16 protein-coding genes are annotated in these 20,516 nt (G+C 67.0%); 12 read left to right on the forward strand and 4 right to left on the reverse strand.

Translation table 11 applies throughout. The features are described from left to right. The first annotated feature begins 3 nt into the window (after positions 1 to 3). The 7 genes from nuoL (at position 4) to J3A66_RS16250 (ending at position 8,659) form a co-directional block, all read left to right on the forward strand. On the forward strand, positions 4 to 2,112 hold the full coding sequence (nuoL, locus tag J3A66_RS16220; RefSeq protein ID WP_209569987.1) for an NADH-quinone oxidoreductase subunit L: 2,109 nt from the start codon (positions 4 to 6) through the stop codon (positions 2,110 to 2,112). Next, positions 2,112 to 3,644 carry an NADH-quinone oxidoreductase subunit M gene (locus tag J3A66_RS16225; protein WP_209569989.1) on the forward strand — a complete coding sequence of 511 codons (1,533 nt, stop codon included), beginning with the start codon at positions 2,112 to 2,114 and terminating at the stop codon, positions 3,642 to 3,644. Before nuoL ends, J3A66_RS16225 begins: the two co-directional genes overlap by 1 nt. Continuing rightward, complete coding sequence (nuoN, locus tag J3A66_RS16230; protein ID WP_031440946.1) at positions 3,644 to 5,089, forward strand: NADH-quinone oxidoreductase subunit NuoN; 1,446 nt, start codon at positions 3,644 to 3,646, stop codon at positions 5,087 to 5,089. The genes J3A66_RS16225 and nuoN overlap by 1 nt, the downstream gene beginning before the upstream one ends. Next, positions 5,056 to 5,823, forward strand: coding sequence for a biotin--[acetyl-CoA-carboxylase] ligase (locus tag J3A66_RS16235; protein ID WP_209569991.1), 768 nt, complete (start codon positions 5,056 to 5,058; stop codon positions 5,821 to 5,823). Before nuoN ends, J3A66_RS16235 begins: the two co-directional genes overlap by 34 nt. A 72-nt stretch (positions 5,824 to 5,895) precedes the next feature. Next, complete coding sequence (locus tag J3A66_RS16240; protein ID WP_209569993.1) at positions 5,896 to 6,672, forward strand: type III pantothenate kinase; 777 nt, start codon at positions 5,896 to 5,898, stop codon at positions 6,670 to 6,672. Between the two features lie 63 nt (positions 6,673 to 6,735). Beyond that, complete coding sequence (locus J3A66_RS16245; RefSeq protein WP_031393779.1) at positions 6,736 to 8,373, forward strand: ribonuclease J; 1,638 nt, start codon at positions 6,736 to 6,738, stop codon at positions 8,371 to 8,373. A gap of 4 nt (positions 8,374 to 8,377) precedes the next feature. Then, positions 8,378 to 8,659, forward strand: a complete 282-nt coding sequence (locus tag J3A66_RS16250) for a DUF1467 family protein (RefSeq protein ID WP_209569995.1) — start codon at positions 8,378 to 8,380, stop codon at positions 8,657 to 8,659. 23 nt (positions 8,660 to 8,682) lie between these two features. Here J3A66_RS16250 and J3A66_RS16255 read toward each other — a convergent pair whose 3' ends face one another. Continuing rightward, positions 8,683 to 10,878, reverse strand: a complete 2,196-nt coding sequence (locus J3A66_RS16255) for a hypothetical protein (RefSeq protein WP_348634068.1) — start codon at positions 10,876 to 10,878, stop codon at positions 8,683 to 8,685. A 182-nt stretch (positions 10,879 to 11,060) separates the two neighbouring features. Between J3A66_RS16255 and J3A66_RS16260 the strand changes: the two genes are divergently transcribed. From J3A66_RS16260 to J3A66_RS16275, 4 genes are all read left to right on the forward strand, one after another. After that, positions 11,061 to 11,354 carry an Hpt domain-containing protein gene (locus J3A66_RS16260; protein ID WP_159512400.1) on the forward strand — a complete coding sequence of 98 codons (294 nt, stop codon included), beginning with the start codon at positions 11,061 to 11,063 and terminating at the stop codon, positions 11,352 to 11,354. An 80-nt stretch (positions 11,355 to 11,434) separates the two neighbouring features. Beyond that, positions 11,435 to 12,616 (forward strand): hypothetical protein, encoded by a 1,182-nt coding sequence (locus tag J3A66_RS16265; RefSeq protein ID WP_209569999.1) that lies wholly within the window; start codon positions 11,435 to 11,437, stop codon positions 12,614 to 12,616. Between the two features lie 34 nt (positions 12,617 to 12,650). Next, positions 12,651 to 13,781, forward strand: coding sequence for a DUF2336 domain-containing protein (locus J3A66_RS16270; RefSeq protein ID WP_209570001.1), 1,131 nt, complete (start codon positions 12,651 to 12,653; stop codon positions 13,779 to 13,781). An 8-nt stretch (positions 13,782 to 13,789) separates the two neighbouring features. Then, positions 13,790 to 15,196: a HAMP domain-containing sensor histidine kinase gene (locus J3A66_RS16275; protein WP_209570003.1), complete on the forward strand. Its 1,407-nt coding sequence runs from the start codon at positions 13,790 to 13,792 to the stop codon at positions 15,194 to 15,196. Here J3A66_RS16275 and J3A66_RS16280 read toward each other — a convergent pair. The 3 genes from J3A66_RS16280 to gltX are packed head-to-tail and all read right to left on the reverse strand — an operon-like array spanning position 15,152 to position 18,168. Next, positions 15,152 to 15,352, reverse strand: a complete 201-nt coding sequence (locus tag J3A66_RS16280; protein ID WP_031395754.1) for a hypothetical protein — start codon at positions 15,350 to 15,352, stop codon at positions 15,152 to 15,154. The genes J3A66_RS16275 and J3A66_RS16280 overlap by 45 nt on opposite strands. A 1-nt stretch (position 15,353) precedes the next feature. After that, positions 15,354 to 16,637, reverse strand: coding sequence for a citrate synthase (locus tag J3A66_RS16285; RefSeq protein ID WP_031395755.1), 1,284 nt, complete (start codon positions 16,635 to 16,637; stop codon positions 15,354 to 15,356). A gap of 25 nt (positions 16,638 to 16,662) precedes the next feature. Next, entirely contained in the window at positions 16,663 to 18,168 is a 1,506-nt protein-coding gene (gltX, locus tag J3A66_RS16290; RefSeq protein ID WP_081877730.1) for a glutamate--tRNA ligase, read from the reverse strand. 19 nt (positions 18,169 to 18,187) lie between these two features. On the opposite strand from gltX, the gene J3A66_RS16295 reads away from it, so the two are divergent. Then, positions 18,188 to 20,395 (forward strand): ComEC/Rec2 family competence protein, encoded by a 2,208-nt coding sequence (locus tag J3A66_RS16295; RefSeq protein WP_245336847.1) that lies wholly within the window; start codon positions 18,188 to 18,190, stop codon positions 20,393 to 20,395. Positions 20,396 to 20,516: the final 121 nt, after the last annotated feature.

Genomic DNA, 20,516 nt, shown 5'->3' on the forward strand with positions numbered 1-20,516 from the left:
CGGTTGATCCAGCTTATCGTCTTCCTGCCGTTACTGGCCGCGATCGTTGCCGGGTTCGGCAATCGCGCGATCGGCAACGTGCCGGCGAAAATCGTCACCACGGCCGCGTTGTTCGCGTCGTGCCTGTTATCCTGGCCGATCTTCCTCGGTTTCATGGCGGGCACCAGCAGCGCGACCGTCGAGCCGTTGCTCAACTTCATCCAGTCGGGCGACATGAACGTTGCGTGGTCGCTGCGCGTCGATGCGCTGACCGCGGTGATGCTCGTCGTCGTCACGTCAGTGTCGGCGCTCGTCCATCTGTATAGCTGGGGCTATATGGAGGAGGATCCCGACCAGCCGCGCTTCTTTGCGTATCTGTCGCTGTTCACCTTTGCGATGCTGATGCTGGTGACCGCGAACAACCTCGTCCAGATGTTCTTCGGCTGGGAAGGGGTGGGCCTCGCATCCTACCTCTTGATCGGGTTCTGGTTCCGCAAGCCCTCGGCCAGCGCCGCCGCGATCAAGGCGTTCGTCGTCAACCGCGTCGGCGATCTTGGCTTCATGCTCGGCATCTTTGGCACGTTCCTGGTATTCGGCACCGTCTCGATCCCCGAGATCTTGGCGGCTGCACCCGGTATGGCCGGTTCGACGATCGGCTTCCTCGGCTACCGCCTCGATACGATGACGGTGCTCTGCCTGCTGTTGTTCATCGGCGCGATGGGCAAGTCGGCACAGCTCGGCCTGCACACGTGGCTGCCGGACGCGATGGAGGGGCCGACGCCCGTGTCGGCGCTGATCCACGCGGCGACGATGGTTACCGCAGGCGTGTTCATGGTGTGCCGCCTGTCGCCGATGTTCGAGATGAGCCCGGTCGCGCTGACCGTGGTCACCTCGGTCGGTGCCGCGACCTGCCTTTTCGCCGCGACCTGCGGCCTCGTCCAGACCGACATCAAGCGCGTCATCGCCTATTCGACCTGTTCGCAGCTCGGCTACATGTTCTTCGCAGCCGGCGTCGGCGCCTACGGCGCGGCGATGTTCCACCTGTTCACGCATGCCTTCTTCAAGGCTTTGCTGTTCCTGGGTGCGGGTTCAGTGATCCATGCGATGCACCACGAGCAGGACATGCGCTATTATGGCGGCCTGCGTAAGAAGATCCCGGTGACGTTCTGGGGCATGATGGCGGGTACGCTCGCGATCACCGGCGTCGGCATCCCCGGCATCTTCGGCAACACCGCATTCGGGTTCGCTGGCTTCCATTCGAAGGATGCGATCATCGAGGCGAGCTGGGCTGCGGGTCAGCCGGGCGTGTGGTTCGTCGGTGTGCTCGTCGCGCTGCTCACCAGCTTCTATTCGTGGCGCGTGATGTTCCTCACCTTCTGGGGCAAGCCGCGCTGGGCCGCATCGGAGCACATCCAGCATGCGCTCCACGACGCCCATGGTCACGACAACCATGCGCACGACGCGCATCATGTCGACGATCACCACGCGAACCCGGCCAAAGCCGAGGACGCGGGCCATGCGCCGCATGATCATCACGATGCCGTGCATGCGCCGGCGGAAGGCGATGGCGGGTATCACCCGCATGAGAGCCCACTGCCGATGCTGATCCCGCTGATCGTCCTGTCGATCGGTGCGGTGCTCGCAGGCTTCGTGTTCCACGGTTACTTCATCGAGCCGAGTGCAGGCGAAGAGTTCTGGAAGGGCGCACTCGCGTTCCGCGAACATCTGATGCACGAGATGCACGGCGTGCCGTTGTTCATCAAGCTGTCGGCGACGATCGCGATGTTGCTCGGCCTGCTGACCGCCTGGTACGCCTATATCAAGAACCCGTCCTTCCCGGGCAAGGTGATCGAACAGTTCGGCGTGCTCTACGACTTCCTGCTGCATAAGTGGTATTTCGACGAGCTGTACGACCTGATCTTCGTCCGCCCCGCCTTCGCGATCGGCCGCTTCCTGTGGCACCGCGGTGACGAGAAGACGATCAACCGGTTCGGCCCCGACGGGTCGGCTTGGCTGGTCCAGGTCGGCGCGCGCGTCGCCGGCCGCTTCCAGACGGGATATCTCTACACCTATGCCTTCGTCATGCTGATCGGCCTGACAGCCGCCGTAACCTGGGCGATCGGACTCTATTGATGACCGGCTTTCCTATCCTTTCCGTCCTGATCGCGGTCCCGATGATCGCGGCCGTAGCGTGCCTGTTCGTTTCGGCGAACACGGCACGGATGCTCGCGCTGGCGGCAACGCTGATCGACTTCGTGCTCGGCATCATGCTGTGGATGAACTTCGACATCGGCGGTGCGCAGTGGCAGTTCGTCGAGCACGCCCCCGGCATCTTCGGGCCGTTCGGCTGGTCGCTCGGGATCGACGGCTTCGCGCTGATGCTGATCATGCTCAGCGTGTTCCTGATGCCGATCTGCATCGGCGCCAGCTGGCGCTCGATCACGACCCGCGTGCCTGAATACATGGCGGCGTTCCTGTTCACCGAAGTGCTGATGATCGGCACGTTCGCGGCACAGGACCTGTTCCTGTTCTACGTGTTCTTCGAAGCCGGCCTGATCCCGATGTACCTGATCATCGGCATCTGGGGCGGCGCGAACCGGATCTACGCGTCGTACAAGTTCTTCCTGTACACGCTGCTCGGCTCGGTCCTGATGTTCATCGCGATGCTGTACATGGCGAAGACCGCGGGTACGACGAGCATCCCGGCGCTGCTGAACTACGACTTCCCGGCGCATGTACAGACGTGGCTGTGGCTGGCGTTCTTCGCGTCGTTTGCGGTCAAGATGCCGATGTGGCCGGTCCACACCTGGTTGCCCGACGCGCACGTGCAGGCGCCGACCGCAGGCTCGGTGATCCTGGCGGGCGTGCTGCTCAAGCTCGGCGGATACGGCTTCCTGCGCTTCCTGTTGCCAATGTTCCCCGAAGCTTCGGGTCAGCTGACTTGGCTGATCTTCGGCCTGTCGGCGGTCGCGGTGATCTACACGTCGCTGGTCGCGCTCGTGCAGTCGGACATGAAGAAGCTGATCGCCTATTCGTCGGTCGCGCATATGGCGATCGTCACGATCGGTCTGTTCGCGTTCAACCGGCAGGGCATCGAAGGCGCGATGATCATGATGCTGAGCCACGGGCTGGTGTCGGGTGCGTTGTTCCTGTGCGTCGGCGTGATCTACGACCAGCTCCATACCCGCGAGATCTCGCGCTATGGCGGCCTGGCGATCAACATGCCGCGCTATGCGATCTTCTTCCTGTTCTTCACCATGGCGTCGATCGGCCTGCCGGGCACCAGCGGCTTCGTCGCCGAGTTCCTGTCGCTGATGGGCACCTATCAGGTCTCGACCTGGACGGCGCTGCTCTGCACGACCAGCATCATCTTGGGCGCGGCGTACATGCTGTATCTGTATCGTCGCGTGGTCTTTGGCCAGATCAAGTCGGACGACGTTCGCGGCATGGTCGACCTGTCGGCGCGCGAATTCTGGTTGCTCGCGCCGATCGCAGCCGTTGTGCTGTGGATGGGCGTCTATCCCGAGAGCTTCCTCGCGCCGATGCGCAAGGATGTCAGCGTCCTGCTCGCGCGCGTCGACCGCGCCAAGCCGGCCAGCGATTCGAACCCAACTGCGGGGAAGCCCGCCACCGTGCATGAAGCCGCGCACGGGGAGGCACACTGATGGAATACGCCGCTAATATCGCAATGACGCTGCCCGAGCTGGTGCTGGCACTGGGCGCGATCGCGCTGATGCTCGTCTCGGCCTGGGGCGGGGACACGTCGACGCGCGCCGTGTCGATCGCCTCCGTGTTCGTTCTGGTCGGCGCCGGGATCGCGCTGGTCGGCCCGGCATCGTCGGGCGGCTATGCGTTCGACGGCCTCTACCGTGCCGATGCGTTCGGTGCCTTTGCCAAGGTGCTGATCTACATCGCCTCTGCCGTCGCGATCATGATGGCGCCGAGCTTCTTCGCGCGGTCACAGGGCGAGGATCTTCGTCCCGAATATCCGGTGCTGATCCTGCTGTCGGCCTGTGGCATGGGCATCATGGTCTCGGCCAGCGACATGCTGACGCTCTATGTCGGTCTCGAGCTGCAGAGCCTTGCGGCGTACGTCCTCGCCAGTTTCATGCGGCGCGACGGGCGTTCGGCCGAGGCGGGTCTGAAGTATTTCGTGCTCGGCGCGCTCGCCAGCGGCATCCTGTTGTACGGCATCTCGCTGGTCTACGGTTTCAGCGGCACGACATTGTTCTCGGGCATCGCCGACGCCTATGCCGGGACCAAGTCGCTTGGCTTGCTGTTCGGTCTGGTGTTCGTGTTCGCAGGGCTTGCATTCAAGATCAGCGCAGTGCCGTTCCACATGTGGACGCCCGACGTCTATGAGGGTGCACCGACGCCCGTCACCGCCTTTTTCGCCTCGGCTCCCAAGGTCGCGGCAATGGCGATGGCGGTACGCGTCGCGATCGAGGCGATGGGGCCGGCGACGGACCAGTGGCGTCAGATCGTGATCTTCGCGGCGCTCGCCTCGATCATCCTCGGCGCGGTCGCCGCCATCGGCCAGACCAACGTCAAGCGCCTGCTGGCCTATTCGTCGATCAATAATGTCGGCTTCGCGCTTATCGGTCTCGCTGCAGGGACGCCGGAAGGTGTGTCGGGCGTGCTGATGTATCTGACCATCTATGTCGCGATGACCTTGGGCTCGTTCCTGGTCGTGCTGCAGATGCGCGGCGACGACGGGCAGCCGGTCGAGACGATCGCGAGCCTGGCGGGCATGTCGCGGACGCGACCGGGGCTCGCTGCAGCACTCGCGATCTTCATGTTCAGCCTTGCCGGTATTCCGCCGCTGTTCGGCTTCTATGCGAAGTTCGCGGTGTTCAGTGCGGCAGTTGATGCAGGCCTCTTCCCGCTCGCCGTGGTCGGCATCGCGGCATCGGTGATCGGCGCCTATTATTACCTGCGCGTCGTCAAGACGATGTACTTCGACGATCCCGCACCCGCCTTTGCGCCGATGGAGAACAAGGTCGAGGGCGGGTTGATCGCGCTGGCAGCGGTGTTCGTCTCGCCGGCCGGCTATCTGCTCATCCCCGTGCTTGGAGCATGGACGATGGCGGCAGCGCGGGCGTTGTTCTGAGCATCATCCGTACCGTTGCGGAGACAGGATCGACCAATGCCGACCTGCTGGCGCTGGCCCGCACCGGTGCCGATGACGGCCTCTGGCTGAGGGCGGTCCGGCAGACTGCGGGGCGCGGCCGGCAGGGGCGGGAATGGTCGTCCCCCGACGGTAATCTCTATGCGAGCACGCTGGTGCGGCTGCGTCCGGGCGATCCGCCCGCCGCCAGCCTTGCGCTCGTCGCGGCGGTCGCGTTGTATGAGGCCGTGTCGACCTTCCTCGTCGCCGGTATCCGCCAAGGGACGACGGACTCGAGCGCGACGTTGCTGCTCAAATGGCCGAACGACCTGTTACTTGCCGGTGCCAAGCTGTCGGGGATCCTGCTCGAGCGGGCCGACGATGCGGTCGTGGTTGGCTTTGGGGTCAACATTGCGCACCATCCCGAGTTGGCCGATCGCAAGACGACCGATCTCACGGTGCATGGCGTCGTCATTGAGCCCGCGTCGTTCCTCGACATCCTTGCCGACGGGTTTGCGCGCTGGGTCGCGCGCTGGCGGACCGAGGGGCTGGCGCCGGTCCGTGCGCGCTGGGTCGATTGCGCGCATCCGGCGGGTACCGCGCTGACCGCGCGGCTCGCGGACGGCGACGCGGTCGAGGGACTGTTCGTGGGGCTCGATAGCGATGGCGCGTTGATCCTGCGCACCGCGTCTGGCGAGCGCCGTGTCATCCACGCCGCCGACATATTCCTGCTGTGATGCGGCGCGTCATCGCCATCGCCGTGGGTCTCGACTATGCACTATCCGCACGGAAAGGTTGAAGGTCCCCGCATGCTGCTCGCCATCGATGCCGGCAATACCAATGTCGTGTTCGCTCTCGTCGAGAAGGGCGTCATCGTCGCGCGGTGGCGGATCGCGACCGATCCACGTCGCACCGCGGACGAGTATGCGGTGTGGCTGAGCCAGCTGATGCAGCTTGGCGGGCACGACCGGGGCGCGGTCGACGGCGTGATCATCGCGACGGTCGTGCCGCGCGCGCTGCACAACCTGCAGGTGCTGGCGTCGAAATATTTCGCGACCGAGGCGCTGATTGCCGGCCGTGCACCGGTCGAATGGGGGATCGCGATCGACGTCGACGAGCCGGCATCGCTCGGTGCTGACCGTGCGGTCAACACGATCGCCGCGCATGCGCTGCACGACGGCGACCTGATCGTCATCGATTTCGGCACCGCGACGACGTTCGACCTCGTCGACTATCGCGGCGCGTACAAGGGCGGTATCATCGCGCCGGGGATCAATCTGTCGCTCGACGCACTGGTCACCGCTGCCGCCAAATTGCCGCGTATCGCGATCGAGGCGCCCGCCGATACCAGCGTGATCGGGCTGAACACGGTCTCGCAGATGCACATCGGCATCTATTGGGGCTATGTCGCGATGATCGAGGGACTCGTGGCGCGGATGAAGGCCGAGGTCGGGCGTCCGGTCAAGGTCATCGCGACCGGCGGACTTGCTACCCTCTTCGAAAAACAGACCGACGTGTTCGACGTCATCGAGGCCGACCTGACGATCCAGGGGCTGGCGATGATGTGGGACCGTCACCATATCTAGGGCCATTGGGCTCGCGCCAACCGGCCTGCGGGCCACATTCCCCTGTAATCCTGAAAGTAATCAATGACTCCGAAGAACGAACTCCTTTTCTGTGGCCTTGGCGGCTCCGGCGAAATCGGCATGAACGTCAACCTGTATGGCTGCCAGGGCAAATGGGTGATGGTCGATCTCGGCATCACCTTTGCCGATCCGCAATATCCCGGCGTCGACGTCATCCTGCCCGACCTGTCCTTCATCGAGGAGCGGATCGACGATCTGCTCGGCATCGTGATCACGCATGGTCATGAGGACCATATCGGATCGCTGCCCTATCTCGCCGAAGACCTTGGCGTGCCGATCTATGCGACGCCGTTCACGATGGGCCTGGTCCGCGGCAAGCTCGAGGAAGAGGGGATCGCCAACCGCGTGAAGCTCAAGATGATCCCGATGGGCGGCAACTTCCAGCTCGGGCCGTTCGGCTTCACCTTCGTAGAAATGTCGCATTCGATCCCCGAGGCGAACGCGCTGCTGATCGACACGCCCTATGGTCGCGTGTTTCACACCGGCGACTGGAAGCTCGACAAGAACCCGGTGATCGGCAATCCGACCAAGCCCGAAGGCTTCATGGCGATCGGCGACAAGGGCGTCGACGTCCTGGTCTGCGATTCGACGAACATCTTCAACACCACCGCGTCGGGCAGCGAGAGCACGGTCCGCAAGGGTCTGTTCGAGGAAGTCAGCAAGGCCAAGGGCCGGGTGATGATCACCAGCTTCGCGTCGAACGCCGCACGGCTCCACACGTTCGGCGAAGTGGCGAAGGAAACCGGCCGCAAGCTGTGCGTCACCGGACGGTCGCTCGACCGGATTATCAAGGTCGCGCGTGCGACGGGGTATCTGAAGGACTTCCCCGAGACGATCGATCCTGACACCGCGATGCGTCTGCCCAAGAACAAGGTTCTGATCATCGCCACCGGCGGGCAGGGCGAGGAGCGCGCCGCGCTCGCGCGGGTTGCCAATGGCAGCCACACGATCACGCTCGAGGCCGATGACACGGTGATCTTCTCGTCGAAGCAGATCCCCGGCAACGAGGTTCAGATCGGCCGCATCCAGAACACGCTGGCGGCCAAGGGCATCCGGATGGTGACCGAGCGCCAGGCGCACGTCCACGTCTCGGGCCATCCCGGCCAGCCGGAACTCGCGCAGATGTACGAGTGGCTGCGTCCCGACACGCTCATCCCGACGCATGGCGAGATGCGCCACATGATGGAGCATGCGCGCTTCGGGCTGGAGCAGGGGATTCCCCGTGCGTTGGTGCAGAGCAACGGCGACATCGTCCGGCTGGCGCCCAAGGGGCCGGTCAAGATCGGCAATGCGACGGTCGGCCGCCTGGTCCTCGACGGTGACGTGATCCTGCCGGCGGACGGCACGACGTTGAACGAGCGTCGCAAGCTGGCGATCAACGGCCAGATTTCGGTCGCGGTGGCGATCGGCAAGGACGGGCGGATGCTCGGCCAGCCGCAGGTCCGCGTCCAAGGCGTGCCGGTGGAGGAAGATCGTGCCGCGTTCGTCGCGGATGCGGTCCAGGCGGTTGCCGACACCGTGCGGGGCGGCAAGCGCGATATCGACAAGATGCGCGAGCAGGTCCGGCTTGCAGTCCGCAAGGTCTCGACGCGCTGGACGGGCAAGAAGCCGATCGTCGACGTTCTGCTGATCGAAGGCTGAGCCGATGCGCTGGACTTCGGCACTCGCGATCTACGTCCTGTTCTGGGCCTTCTCGGTGTTCCTGGTCCTGCCATTCGGTGTTCGGACGACGCGTGAGGTCGGGGGCGAAACCGTCCCCGGCCAGTCCGAGAGCGCGCCGCATGATTTCCACGCCGGCCGCGTGGCCTGGCGCGTGACGATCGTCGCGACGACGCTGTTCGTGCTGTTCCAGCTGAATTACGCTTACGGCTGGATCACGCCGCAGATGTTCGACCTGTTCAACACACGCGACATGGTCCGCCGCTAGCGCGACCGGAGCGGGCGCCCCCTTCAGCGGAGGCGTTCGATCGCCTGTGCGAGAGCCACGTAGAGCTTGCCCATATCCGACGAGAGCAGGGTGACACCGAGCGGTGAGCCGTCGCGCTGTGCCAGGATCGCACGCAACATCGATTCGAAGTCGTGGATGTAGCGGTTCACCATCTCGCGGAAGCCCGCATCGTCGTCATACAGGTTCGCAATCGACCGGGCGTCGTTCGCATCCAAGATGCGCACCGCACGGCGGGTGAAGACGCCGCGATCGCCCTTGAGATAGGCGGCCCAGGCGCTGTCGGCGACTTCGGGCGCGAACGCCTTGGCGATATCGATCGAGGCCGAATTCAGCGACTCGATGAGCAGCGAGACCCGCCGCGCGAACGTGTCGCGGTCGGCGGTTTCGCGGTCGTTGCGCGCCTCCTCGAGCCGGGTTTCGACGACCGCGGTCTGCTGTGCGATCGCCTCGACCTGTGCCGCCAGCCGCTCGGTCGCGCGCGTCGTCGCGTCGACTGCGGCGTCGGTCGCGTCGCCGATCGCCTGAATCTGCCGATCGACGGTGTCGCCGGTCGCGCGGCGCAGCGCAGCACTGCTGGCGAGTTCGAGCGCCTGCGCGGCGTCGGGAATGACCTGAGCCAGCGTGTGGCGTGCCGTATCCGCCGCCGCGGTCGCGGTCTCGCGGACGCGTAGCAACGCCTCGACGAGACGGGGTGCGGCCTCTTCGGAGAAGCTGTTGGTGCGATCGATCGTCTCGTCGACCATCTGGCCGAGTGCGTCCGCCTTGGCGCGTCCCGAGGCCAGCGTGTCGAGCAGGGTGTTCGACAGGCGATCGAGAACGGTGCGCTGTTCGGCGATGACCCCGGCAATCGCCTCGATCGCGTCGTGCGTGCTTTCGGCCGCAGTGACGAGCGCAAGCAGTTCGGGCTTTACCGCCACCACGATCGCCTTGCTGTCGGCGACGCGCCGGTCGAGCCGGGACAGCGCGTCGGGCAGGGTTTCGTCGATCTCGCGCGCCGCGGCGTCGAGGGCGATCAGCAGCGATTCGGTCGTGCCGATCGTCCGCCCCGCCATCGCCTCGCCCGAGCGGAGCGCCTCGGTCATCGCGTCCGCCGAGCCGCCCAGCGCGCTGATCGACGCAGCGAGCAACTGGGTCCGCTCGACACCATGATGGTGGAGCGTTTCGATCCGCATCTCGACCTGGTCGAGGCCTGAACCGAGCGAGCCGAGGATATCCTCCCCGGATGCGCGCTGATCCTCGAGGCGGCGGGCAACCTGGGCGATCGCCGAATCGACGCCGGCGATCCGGTCGGCAATCGCCTCGGCGCTCGCGCGCGTCGCGCCGTCAAGTGCAGCCTGATTGGCACTGACCATCGCCAGCACCGCGTCACCCTGCGCGGCGATGCCCTTGCGTGCCTCGTCGACCGCATCGGCGGTGCGCCCGAGCAGCGCGTCGACCGCTGCGGACATCGTCTCGGTGACGGCCTCGAGCCGCGCGCCCGCGGTTTCGCTGGTCGCCTCCATCCGGATGATATGTGCGGCCAGCCGCTGCGCCGCGCCGCTCGCCACCGCATCGGCCTCCCGGCCACGGGCCGCCAGCGCGCCGATCTGCGCATCGAGGGCACCGGCATGCTCGCTGGCGGAAAGGCCGGCGCGCTCGAGCTGGTCCGCCATCGCTTCGGTCTCGGCATGCGCGCGCGGCAGCGAGGCAAGCAGGACACCGAGCGACGTCTGCGTCGCGTCGGCCGCGGCAACGAGGCTGCGCGTGTGCGCGTCGGCGCGTTCGATCTCGGTCGCGAAGCCTTCGCCGATCGCGCCGAGAAACTGATGCGCGGTCTCGCCCATCGTCATCAGCGTGTCGACCTGGTCCGCCAGATGACGGCGATTGCGGTCGATCGTCTGCGCGGTCGCGGCGACCGCCTGTTCGAGCCGGGCGGACTCCGCCTGCATCGCGCGCGCCGTGACCCCGAACCGCGCCGCCTCGGCCCGGCTCGTCCGCATCGCGAGCAACCAGATGATGCCGATCAGCGCCGGCACGACGCACAGCGCTGCGAGGAGCTGGACCAGCGCGACCGGTCCGATCGCACCGATCTCGCCGCGGACGAGCCAGAGCATGACGGCGAGCCAGAGCAGGACCGCGGCGATTGCGGCGCCCGCAAAGATCCGCCCGCGATCGGCGCCGTCGTCGTCCGCCGGCAGGATATAGTCGTCGATAAACACGGGTGCGCGTTCCTTCAAAGGCGGTGGTGGGACGTCGCCAAGGTCCGGATCCCGGGCAGGGTCCGCGCGCAGGCCGATGATGGAAGAACCCCCGTTCATGCCCGGGTTTTACCATGAAATCGGCTTTGACAAAGCGAATAGCGCAACCTCCCGTTAAGTCGGTCGCGTGTACGCCCCATCTCATGGCCTATGATCCCGGAGCAATCGACGCCGCCCTGGCAGCCGCGGTCGGGGACGATCCGCTGCTGATCGCCGACCTGCACCTCGCCTTCACCCACAGCGCGGCTGACGCGCTGGACGCTATGGTGGACGCATCCGGCGCCGAGGCGTGGCGCGCCGCGGCATGGCGGCTGAAGGGGCTGGCGGCGAGCTTTGGCGCGATGCCGCTGATGACGCTGGCGCGCGCGGCTGCCGACACCCCGCCCGGCGACGACGACATGCTGCGCCGGCTGCGCGACGCGGTCGAGCAGCTTTGATGCGCATGCAGGGCGTCGATCTGCACGCGCTTCCGACGCGCGGGCTTTGCATCCGCCGTTTCGACGCCTAACAGCCGCAGATGCTTGCCGGGCTTCTCTTTGCTATTCACGATGCCGACGATCGTCCCGATCGCCTGGCTGCCACTCTGCCGTTCAGCGGCGTCACGCTGATCGAGTATCAGGCGCGGTTGCTGATCGCAGCCGGCGTGCGTCAGGTCATCGTGGTCGTCGCGCGGCTGACGCCCGAGTTGCTGGGCGCGATCAATCGCATCAACCGCCGCGGTGTCGCGGTTGATACCGTCCGGACTGCGGCCGAGGCGATGGAGAAGCTCCATCCGCTGGCGCGCGTCTTGATGCTCGGCGACGGGCTGGTCACGACCGAGAGCATCGTCGCGGCGATGGCGAACGAGGGTGGCGATGCGCTGCTCGTCGTTCCTGAGGACGATGCCGGACCCGGGTTCGAACGCGTCGGCGGCCAGATGGCATGGGCGGGTGTCGCCCGGCTGGAGCCCGCACGGATCGCCGAAGTCGCGGGCCTGCCCAATGATTACGACCTGCAATCGACGCTGCTGCGGATCGCGGTGCAGGCGCGCGCGGTGCAGATCCTGTTGCCGACCGATGCAATTCGCAGCGGGCACGGCATTGAGCGCGAGGCGCGGACGCTGGAAGAACGCGGCCGTGCCGTGCTGGCGACCATCGTGTCGGGGCGCAGCGGCTGGTTCGACCGTTTCGTGCTGGCGCCGATCGCCAGACTCGGCCTGCCGTTCCTGGTCGATAAGAGCGTTGCCGGTTCGACCGTCGGCGCGACGTCGCTGGGTATTGCCGCCGCCGGGCTTGGCGCGATGCTGTTCGGCTGGCTGGCGACCGGACTGGTGCTTGCCAGCACGGCCTGTGTCGGTCTGGCGATCGGCTCGGTGCTGAGCGGGCTGCGCGACGATGAGTCGGTCGCGACGATGCAGACGCGCGGGATCGGCGTCGTCAGCGCGCTCGCCGTTCTGCTGTTTGCCTTCCTATGGGCGGGTTATTCGGCCGACAACAGCGCGCTGGTCATGGCGGCGGCGCTGCTCGCGATCGCAGCGCTGGGCGAACGCGCGATCGTCGAGCGCGCTCGTCGCATGTGGTGGGGCAGTGCGCCGGCCTATCTGCTGATTGTCACGATCGTCGCGATCCTCGGATTTCCGTTGTTGGGGCTTGCGATCGCCGGGCTGTACGCGACGGTCACGCTGGCCGCGGCAATCGAGCATCTTCGTCTTCAGCCTTAGTACCGCCTTAACAATAAGCGGGTAGGCACGGCGCATGTCGGTTGGCTCTGAACCCTTGCCTGATCCCGCGCTGTCACGCGCGAGTGCGATCGCGCGCGCCGCGCGTGCGCGTCAGCGGGCCGACGACCGGCTGGAAACCACGATCACCGACTTTTTCCTGACCGCCGATGCGCGGCTGGAGGAACGTACGAGGTTGATGCTGGCGCATGTCCTGCGCGGAATCATCGGGGCGATCGAGGCGGATATCCGCCGCCATGCCGCCCGCGTTCTCGCCGGGCTGGGGGAGACGACGCGGGCGGAGGCGATCCTGACGCAGGGCGGCGCCTTGCTGCGGCTGACGCGATCGGGGGTGTTGCGCGATCGCGATCTCATGAAGGACCTGATCGCACGCGTCCGGCATGACCTGATCGCCGATGCCCTTCCTGCCGCGATCGCCGGTCCCGAGGAGCCGAGCCTGTTGATCCGCCTGACGGGGGTGTCGGATACGACCGTCGCCACCGCGGCCGGCGCGCTGCTCGCGGCGGAAAGCCGGCGTCGCGCGGCCAATGAGTCGGGAACGATCGCGGGAAGCGACGTGCCCGCCGACCTGCATCGCCGCCTCGTCTGGTGGGTTGCCGCGGCGGTGCGCGACGGGCTTGACGATGCCTTGAAGGACGCCGGCGAAATGGTCGCGATGCAGGGGCGCGGACAGAGCGATCAGGCGATCACCGAAGCGGCCCTGCGCAGCCTTGCCGCGCATGACGACGCGGAGCGCCCCGAGGCGGTCGCGATCCGCCTCGCCGCGGCGATCGATGCCCGTCGCGACGAACTGCCGGCGCTGCTGGTCGAGGCGCTCGGCGACCGGCGTCTGACCCTGTTCGTCGCGGTGCTGGCCCATGCGATCGGGATCGATGCCGAACAGGTCCGGGTGATCGTACTCGATCCCGACGGAGAGCAACTGTGGCTGGCGCTGCGGGCGGCGGATCTCGACCGGGAAACGATCGCGCGGATCGGGCTGGCGCTGGCCGATGCCGATCCACGCCGTGATATCGAAAGTTTCGCCGACGCGCTCGACAGCATCGCGAGCGTCGGGGTCGACGATGCGCGCGCGGCGATCGCACCGCTGGCGATGCACCGCGAGTTTCGCGCGGCGTTGCGGGCGCTGGCCGGGGCAGACCGACGATGACGGGATATATGACAGGCGACACTGCGGTCGCACTGGCGGAAGTGGCAGGGGACGGCGTGTTGCTGTCGGCGGATCCGATCCTGCTTGCGCTCAACAGCCGCGCCGGGGGGGTGATCGGCGCGCCGATCGCGGTGCCGCAGCTCGCGATGATCGCCCGCCTGGCGCGCCGGCTGGGAATCGCGGTTTCGCGCAGCGTGGTGATCGCCGATGACGACGTCGATCTCGATCTGTGGGTCCGTGCGCAGCCCGAGGGCGATACGGTCGGCCTTGCGGTGAGCGGCTGGCGTGAACTCCAGCCATGGCGTCCAGCGGCACCGAACCCCGGTGCAGGCGTCGATTTCCTGTCGAGTGGTGCCGATTGGCGCTGGGAAACCGACGCAGCACTTCGCCTGACATTCGTATCGCCCGACGCAGGGCCCCGCATGGGCGTCGACCCGCTCGCGTTGCTCGGCAAGCCGCTGACGAGCCTCGTCATGCTCGACAGCGGCGATGACGGCGCGCTGCCGATCCTCGACGCGGTCGCGCGCCGCCAGCCGCTCGACGCACAGCCCGCGCGGCTGCGGGGGTCGGGCCGCGCGATCATGCTGAGCGCCGTGGTTCGCCGTGACGCGGAGCGGGCGTTTGCAGGGTTCATCGGCAGCGGGCAACTGATCGACGATCCCGCGGACGTACCATCGCCGCCCGCCAAGCCCCGGCCGGCGGGGGCGGACCAGCTGTCGCCGACCTTCACCGCCGGGCTCGACCGGGCGTTGCGGACACCGCTCGCGCGCATCGTCGCGAACGCCGACAGTATCCATGCGCAGACCGATGGCCTGGTGCAGCCCGATTATGCCGATTATGCCGCGGATATCGCCAATGCCGGCCGCCATCTGTTGGCGCTGGTCGACGATCTGGTCGATCTTCAGGCGGTCGAGCGGCCCGACTTCGCGCTGCTTCTCGAGACGATCGATATGGCCGATATTGCGCGGCGTGCTGCCGGGCTGCTGGCGGTGCGAGCGGGCAACGCGAATGTGACGATCACCCGTCCCGCCGCGGAAGCCCGCGTCGTCGCGCGCGGCGATTTCCGGCGCGTGTTGCAGATCCTGGTCAATCTGATCGGCAACGCGGTGCGCTATTCGCAGTCGGGTGGCGCGGTGCTGGTGACGGCGCATGCGGGGAGCGATCAGGTCACCGTCGTCGTCGCGGATACCGGCAAGGGCGTGGCGCCTGCGGATCATGCTCGGATTTTCGAGAAGTTCGAGCGGGTCGACGCGTCCGAGCCGGGCGGCAACGGCCTCGGCCTCTATATCGCGCGGCGGCTGGCACGGGCGATGGGCGGCGACCTGACGATCGACAGCGCGATCGGCGAGGGGGCGCGGTTCGTGTTGTCGTTACCGACGCAGGCGGCGCGCGGCCAGGATCAGTACCAGGCCTAATACCGCGAGCGCGGCGCCGCGGTCCGCCCAAGGCCGCTGATCGAGCATGAAGCTCGATCGCGGCCAATGGACATAGCCAAGCCCCTGGCCGATCCACAGGAACCCCATCAGCGCGCATAGCACGCCGATGACCATCAGGATCGGCCGCAGCTTCATCTCAGCGCGACGCCATCGGCGTATAGTCGCGCTGCGTCGGGCCGCTGTAGAGCTGGCGCGGACGGCCGATCTTCTGGTCGGGATCGGTGATCATCTCGTTCCACTGCGCGACCCAGCCGACGGTGCGGGCGAGCGCGAAGAGCACGGTGAACATCGAGGTCGGGAAGCCGATCGCCGAGAGGATGACGCCCGAATAGAAGTCGACGTTCGGGAACAGCTTCTTCTCGATGAAGTAGGGATCGCTCAGCGCCAGACGCTCGAGCTCGATCGCGACGTCGAACACGGGGTCGGTGACGCCCAGCTCGCCGAGCACTTCCTTGACGGTCGTCTGCATGACCGCCGCGCGCGGATCGTAGTTCTTGTAGACGCGGTGACCGAAGCCCATCAGGCGGAACGGATCGTTCTTGTCCTTCGCGCGGGCGATGAACTCGGGGATCCGGTCGACCGTGCCGATCTCGTGCAGCATGTTGAGCGCGGCTTCGTTCGCGCCGCCATGCGCGGGGCCCCACAGGCAGGCGATGCCGGCCGCGATGCACGCAAACGGGTTGGCACCCGACGAGCCGGCGAGACGGACGGTCGAGGTCGACGCGTTCTGCTCGTGATCGGCGTGGAGGATGAAGATGCGGTCCATCGCCTTTTCGACGATCGGATTCACGACGTACTTCTCGGCCGGGACGGCGAACGTCATCTTCAGGAAGTTGCCGGTGTAGCTCAGCGTGTTGTCCGGATAGACGAACGGCTGGCCGACACTGTACTTGTACGCCATCGCGGCGATCGTCGGCATCTTGGCGATCAGGCGGTGCGACGCGATGACGCGCTGTGCCGGATCATGAATGTCGGTCGAATCGTGGTAGAAGGCCGAGAGCGCGCCGACGACGCCGCACAGGATCGCCATCGGATGCGCGTCGCGACGGAAGCCACGGAAGAACTGCGCGAGCTGCTCATGCACCATCGTGTGGCGCGTGATCGTGTTCGAGAAGGTCGACAGCTCTTCTTCGCTGGGCAGTTCGCCGTTCAGCAGCAGATAGGCGACTTCCATGAAGTTCGACTGTTCGGCGAGCTCGCCGATCGTGTAGCCGCGGTGGAGCAGCGTGCCCGCATCGCCGTCGATATAGGTCAGCTTCGACTGGCACGAGGCGGTCGAAGTGAAGCCCGGATCATAGGTGAAATTGTCGGTCTGCGCGTACAGCTTGCGGATATCGATGACATCGGGGCCGACCGTACCGGACATGACCGGATAATCGAATTCCTTGCCGTCGACCTTGAGGTTTGCGGTCTCGCTCATGCTTGTATCCTTCCTCGAAATCTTATCAGTCTGCCATCCGGTCGGCGATCCGACCGAGGCTCTCGTCACGCCCGAGCAGGTCGAGCACATCGAATATTCCCGGCGACGTCTTGCGACCGGTCAGCGCGGCGCGAAGGGGTTGTGCAACCTGCCCGAGCTTTAGGCTTCGCGCTTCGGCCACGCGCCGTACCGCGCCTTCGAGCGCTTCCGTATCCCACTTGTCGAGCGCGTCAAGTTCAGCATGCGCGTTCGTCAGAATCGCACTCGCTTCACCCTGCAAAAGGCTCGCTGCGGCGTCATCCATCGCCAAAGGTCGCTGGCTGAACAGGAAATTCGAACCTTCGGCGAGTTCGTTCAGGTTCGCTGCACGTGGCTTCAGGACCGGCATGGCGCGAGTCAGAAGGTCGAGTCCGCCATCGGGCAGGGCATGGCCGAGCCGATCGGCGGCGAGCTGGGCCAGACGCGCATCATCGGCCTCGCGAATATAGTGGCCGTTCAGATTCTCGAGCTTCTTCAGGTCGAAGCGCGAGGGCGACTTGCCGACGCCCGACAGGTCGAACCACTCGACCGCCTGTTCGCGGCTGATGATCTCGTCGTCACCGTGCCCCCAGCCGAGCCGCAGCAGGTAATTGTCGAACGCCTCGGGCAGGATGCCCATCTCGTCGCGATAGGCCTCGATGCCGACCGCGCCGTGCCGCTTGGACAGCTTGGCACCATCGGGGCCGTGGATCAGCGGGATGTGCGCATAGATCGGATCGGGCCAGCCGCCCTCGATCGCGTCCATCGCGCGGTAGATCGGCAGCTGGCGGAACGCGTTGTTGAGGTGATCGTCACCGCGGATGACGTGGGTAACACCCATGTCGTGATCGTCGACGACGACCGCGAGCATATAGGTCGGCGTGCCATCGGAGCGGAGGAGGACGAGATCGTCGATTTCCTCGTTGCGGACCGTCACCGATCCCTGGACGCGATCCTCGATCGTGACCGCACCCTCCTGCGGCGCGCGCAGGCGGACGACATGGGGAAGATCGGGGGCCTCGCTCGCTGGACGATCGCGCCACGGGCTGCGAATGCGAAGCGGCTTCTTGGCCGCCTGCGCCTCGGCGCGCATCGCCGCGATCTCGTCATTGGTCATGTAGCAGCGATAGGCGTGACCGGCCTCGACCATCTGGTGCGCGACGCGGGCGTGGCGATCGGCGCCGGCGAACTGCATGACGACGTCGCCGTCCCAGTCGATCCCCAGCCAGCGCATGCCGTCGATGATCGCGTCGATCGCCGGCTGGGTCGACCGCACGCGGTCGGTATCCTCGATACGCAGCAGGAATTTGCCGCCGTTCGCCTTGGCGAACAGCCAGTTGAACAACGCAGTGCGCGCGCCGCCAAGATGCAGGAACCCCGTCGGCGACGGAGCGAAACGAGTAACCACGGGTGCGGCCGAAACGACGGCATCCGTATCAGATATTGCGCCCAACCGCGGGTGCTCCCAGACTGTAGAAACGATGGCCGGATCAGCCGTCGCCGCCTCTAGCATGCGTCCCCGGCGGCGACAAATGGGCGTGCCGCCCTGGATGGCGGAGCCGGGCCGGGCGATCGAACGCTGGCTGGAGGCGGAGCGCGACCAGCTCATAACATGGCTGCCGGTCGGGCTTGGCGGCGGCATCGCACTGTGGTTCGTGCTGCCCGATCCCGTGGCATGGGGCACCGCGATCCTTTTGCTGGCTGCCGGCGGTTTGGCCGGACTTGCGGCGGGGCGCGGCGGGCGCGCGGCGCGAATGCTCGCGATCGGCGCGATTGCGGCGGCGCTCGGCATCGGGCTGATCTGGGTGCGATCGGACCGCGTGGCGGCACCGGTGCTCGCGGGGCCGACATTCGTGCAGCTGTCGGCGCGGGTCGAGACGATCGAACCGCTCGTCGCGCGCCGGCTTGTGCGGTTGACGGTGCGGCCGGTCGGGCCGGGGCAGGACGCCGATGGCGCGCCGGTTGCGTTGCCCGGCCGCGTCCGCATCAACCTGGCAGAGGCGGATGCGCCGGCGACGCTGGGGATCGGCGCGACGATAAGGCTGCGCGCGCGACTCATGCCGCCGCCCTTGCCCGCGGTGCCCGGCGCCTATGACTTTGCGCGCGTCGCCTGGTTCGGCGCGATCGGCGCGACGGGGCGGGGCTTTTCGCCTGTGGTGGTAGCAGAGCCGGGCCGCGGTGGCGCGGGGGTCCGGGTGGCGTTGTCGCGGCACATCGTCGCGCAACTCGACGGGAGCGCGGGCGGGATCGCCGCAGCGCTGGCGACCGGCGACGTCGGCGCGATCAGCGACGCGGATGCGGAGGCGATGCGGCGCGCCGGGCTGGCGCATCTCCTGTCGGTGAGCGGCCTCCACATCACCGCCGCGGTCGCGGCGACGATGCTGATCGTGCTGCGGCTGCTCGCGCTCAGCCCGTGGCTCGCCCTCCACACGCGACTGCCGTTGATCGCCGCGCTTGCCGGTGCGGCGGCGGCGATCGGCTACACCGTGCTGACGGGCAGCCAGGTGCCGACAATCCGCTCGTGCGTCGCGGCGTTGCTGGTGCTGGTCGCGCTGGCGATGGGGCGCGAGGCGATGACGTTGCGGCTGGTCGCGACGGGGGCGATCGCGGTGATGCTCGCGCTGCCCGAATCGCTCGCCGGGCCGAGCTTCCAATTGTCGTTCGCCGCAATCACCGCGATCATCGCGTTGCACGAGCATCCCGTCGTCCGTGCCACGTTCGCGCCGCATGACGAGGGCCGCGGCAGGCGCCTCTTGCGCGGCGCCGCGTCGCTGCTGCTGACCGGGCTCGTCGTCGAGGCGGCGCTGATGCCGATCGCAGTCTATCATTTCCACAAGGCCGGGCTGTACGGCGCGGTCGCCAATATCGTCGCGATCCCGCTGACCACGTTTGTCGTGATGCCGTTCGAGGCGCTGGCGCTGCTGCTCGACACGATCGGGATTGGCGCGCCCGCCTGGTGGCTGGTCCAGCATGCGCTCGACGCGCTGCTGTGGCTCGCGCGCGGCGTGGCGCATGCACCGGGCGCGGTCCGCGCGCTGCCGGCGGTTCCCGATGGGGCGTTTGCGCTGATGGTCGGCGGCGGGGTGTGGATCGCGCTGTGGCGGACGCGGTGGCGACGGATCGGAATGCTGCCCTTGGCGATTGGCGCGATCTGGGCGCTGACGACGCCGTCACCCGATATACTGGTCACGGGCGATGGTCGCCATGTCGCGGTCCGGACCGCCGCCGGGCTCGCGCTGCTTCGCGATCGGGCGGGGGATTATGTCCGCGATACACTGGCGGAGAATGGCGGGGTCGATGGTGAGCCGCTGCTGCTCGCGGATCAGCCCGACGCGCGGTGCAGCCGCGACCTGTGCCTGACCGATGTCGTCGCCCACGGCCGGGCTTGGCGCGTGCTGGCCACGCGCAGCGTTTACCGGGTGCCGATCGCGGAGATGGTTGCCGCCTGCCGGCGCGCGGACATCGTCATCAGCGAGCGCGGGCTGCCGCGCGGTTGTACGCCGCGATGGCTGAAGCTCGACCGGTCGATGCTCGCGCGGACCGGGGGGATCGCGTTGACGTTGACCACGGGGCGGATGGTGACGGTGCTCAATCCGGGGGACCGGCACCCGTGGCGCGATCCACCGACGCTGGCGCGGCCAATGCGACGGTTCGGGGCGGCGGGCGATCAGCATGGGCTGGCCGGGGGGGCGGCGTCGGTCCGGTTTCGGGTGCCGGCTCGGGGGTGGTCAGAGCGATAGGTCGCGATTGGGTATGTCGGGTCATGATCCTGCGAAAGTGGGGCCTCCGATTGGGAGGGCCGCAATTCCGAAACGCGGACGATGGTGCCTGGGGCCGTTGGTCACGAACGCCACTGCCGGT

Source organism: Sphingomonas sp. PvP018 (genome assembly GCF_017876865.1).
Taxonomy (GTDB): domain Bacteria; phylum Pseudomonadota; class Alphaproteobacteria; order Sphingomonadales; family Sphingomonadaceae; genus Sphingomonas; species Sphingomonas aerolata.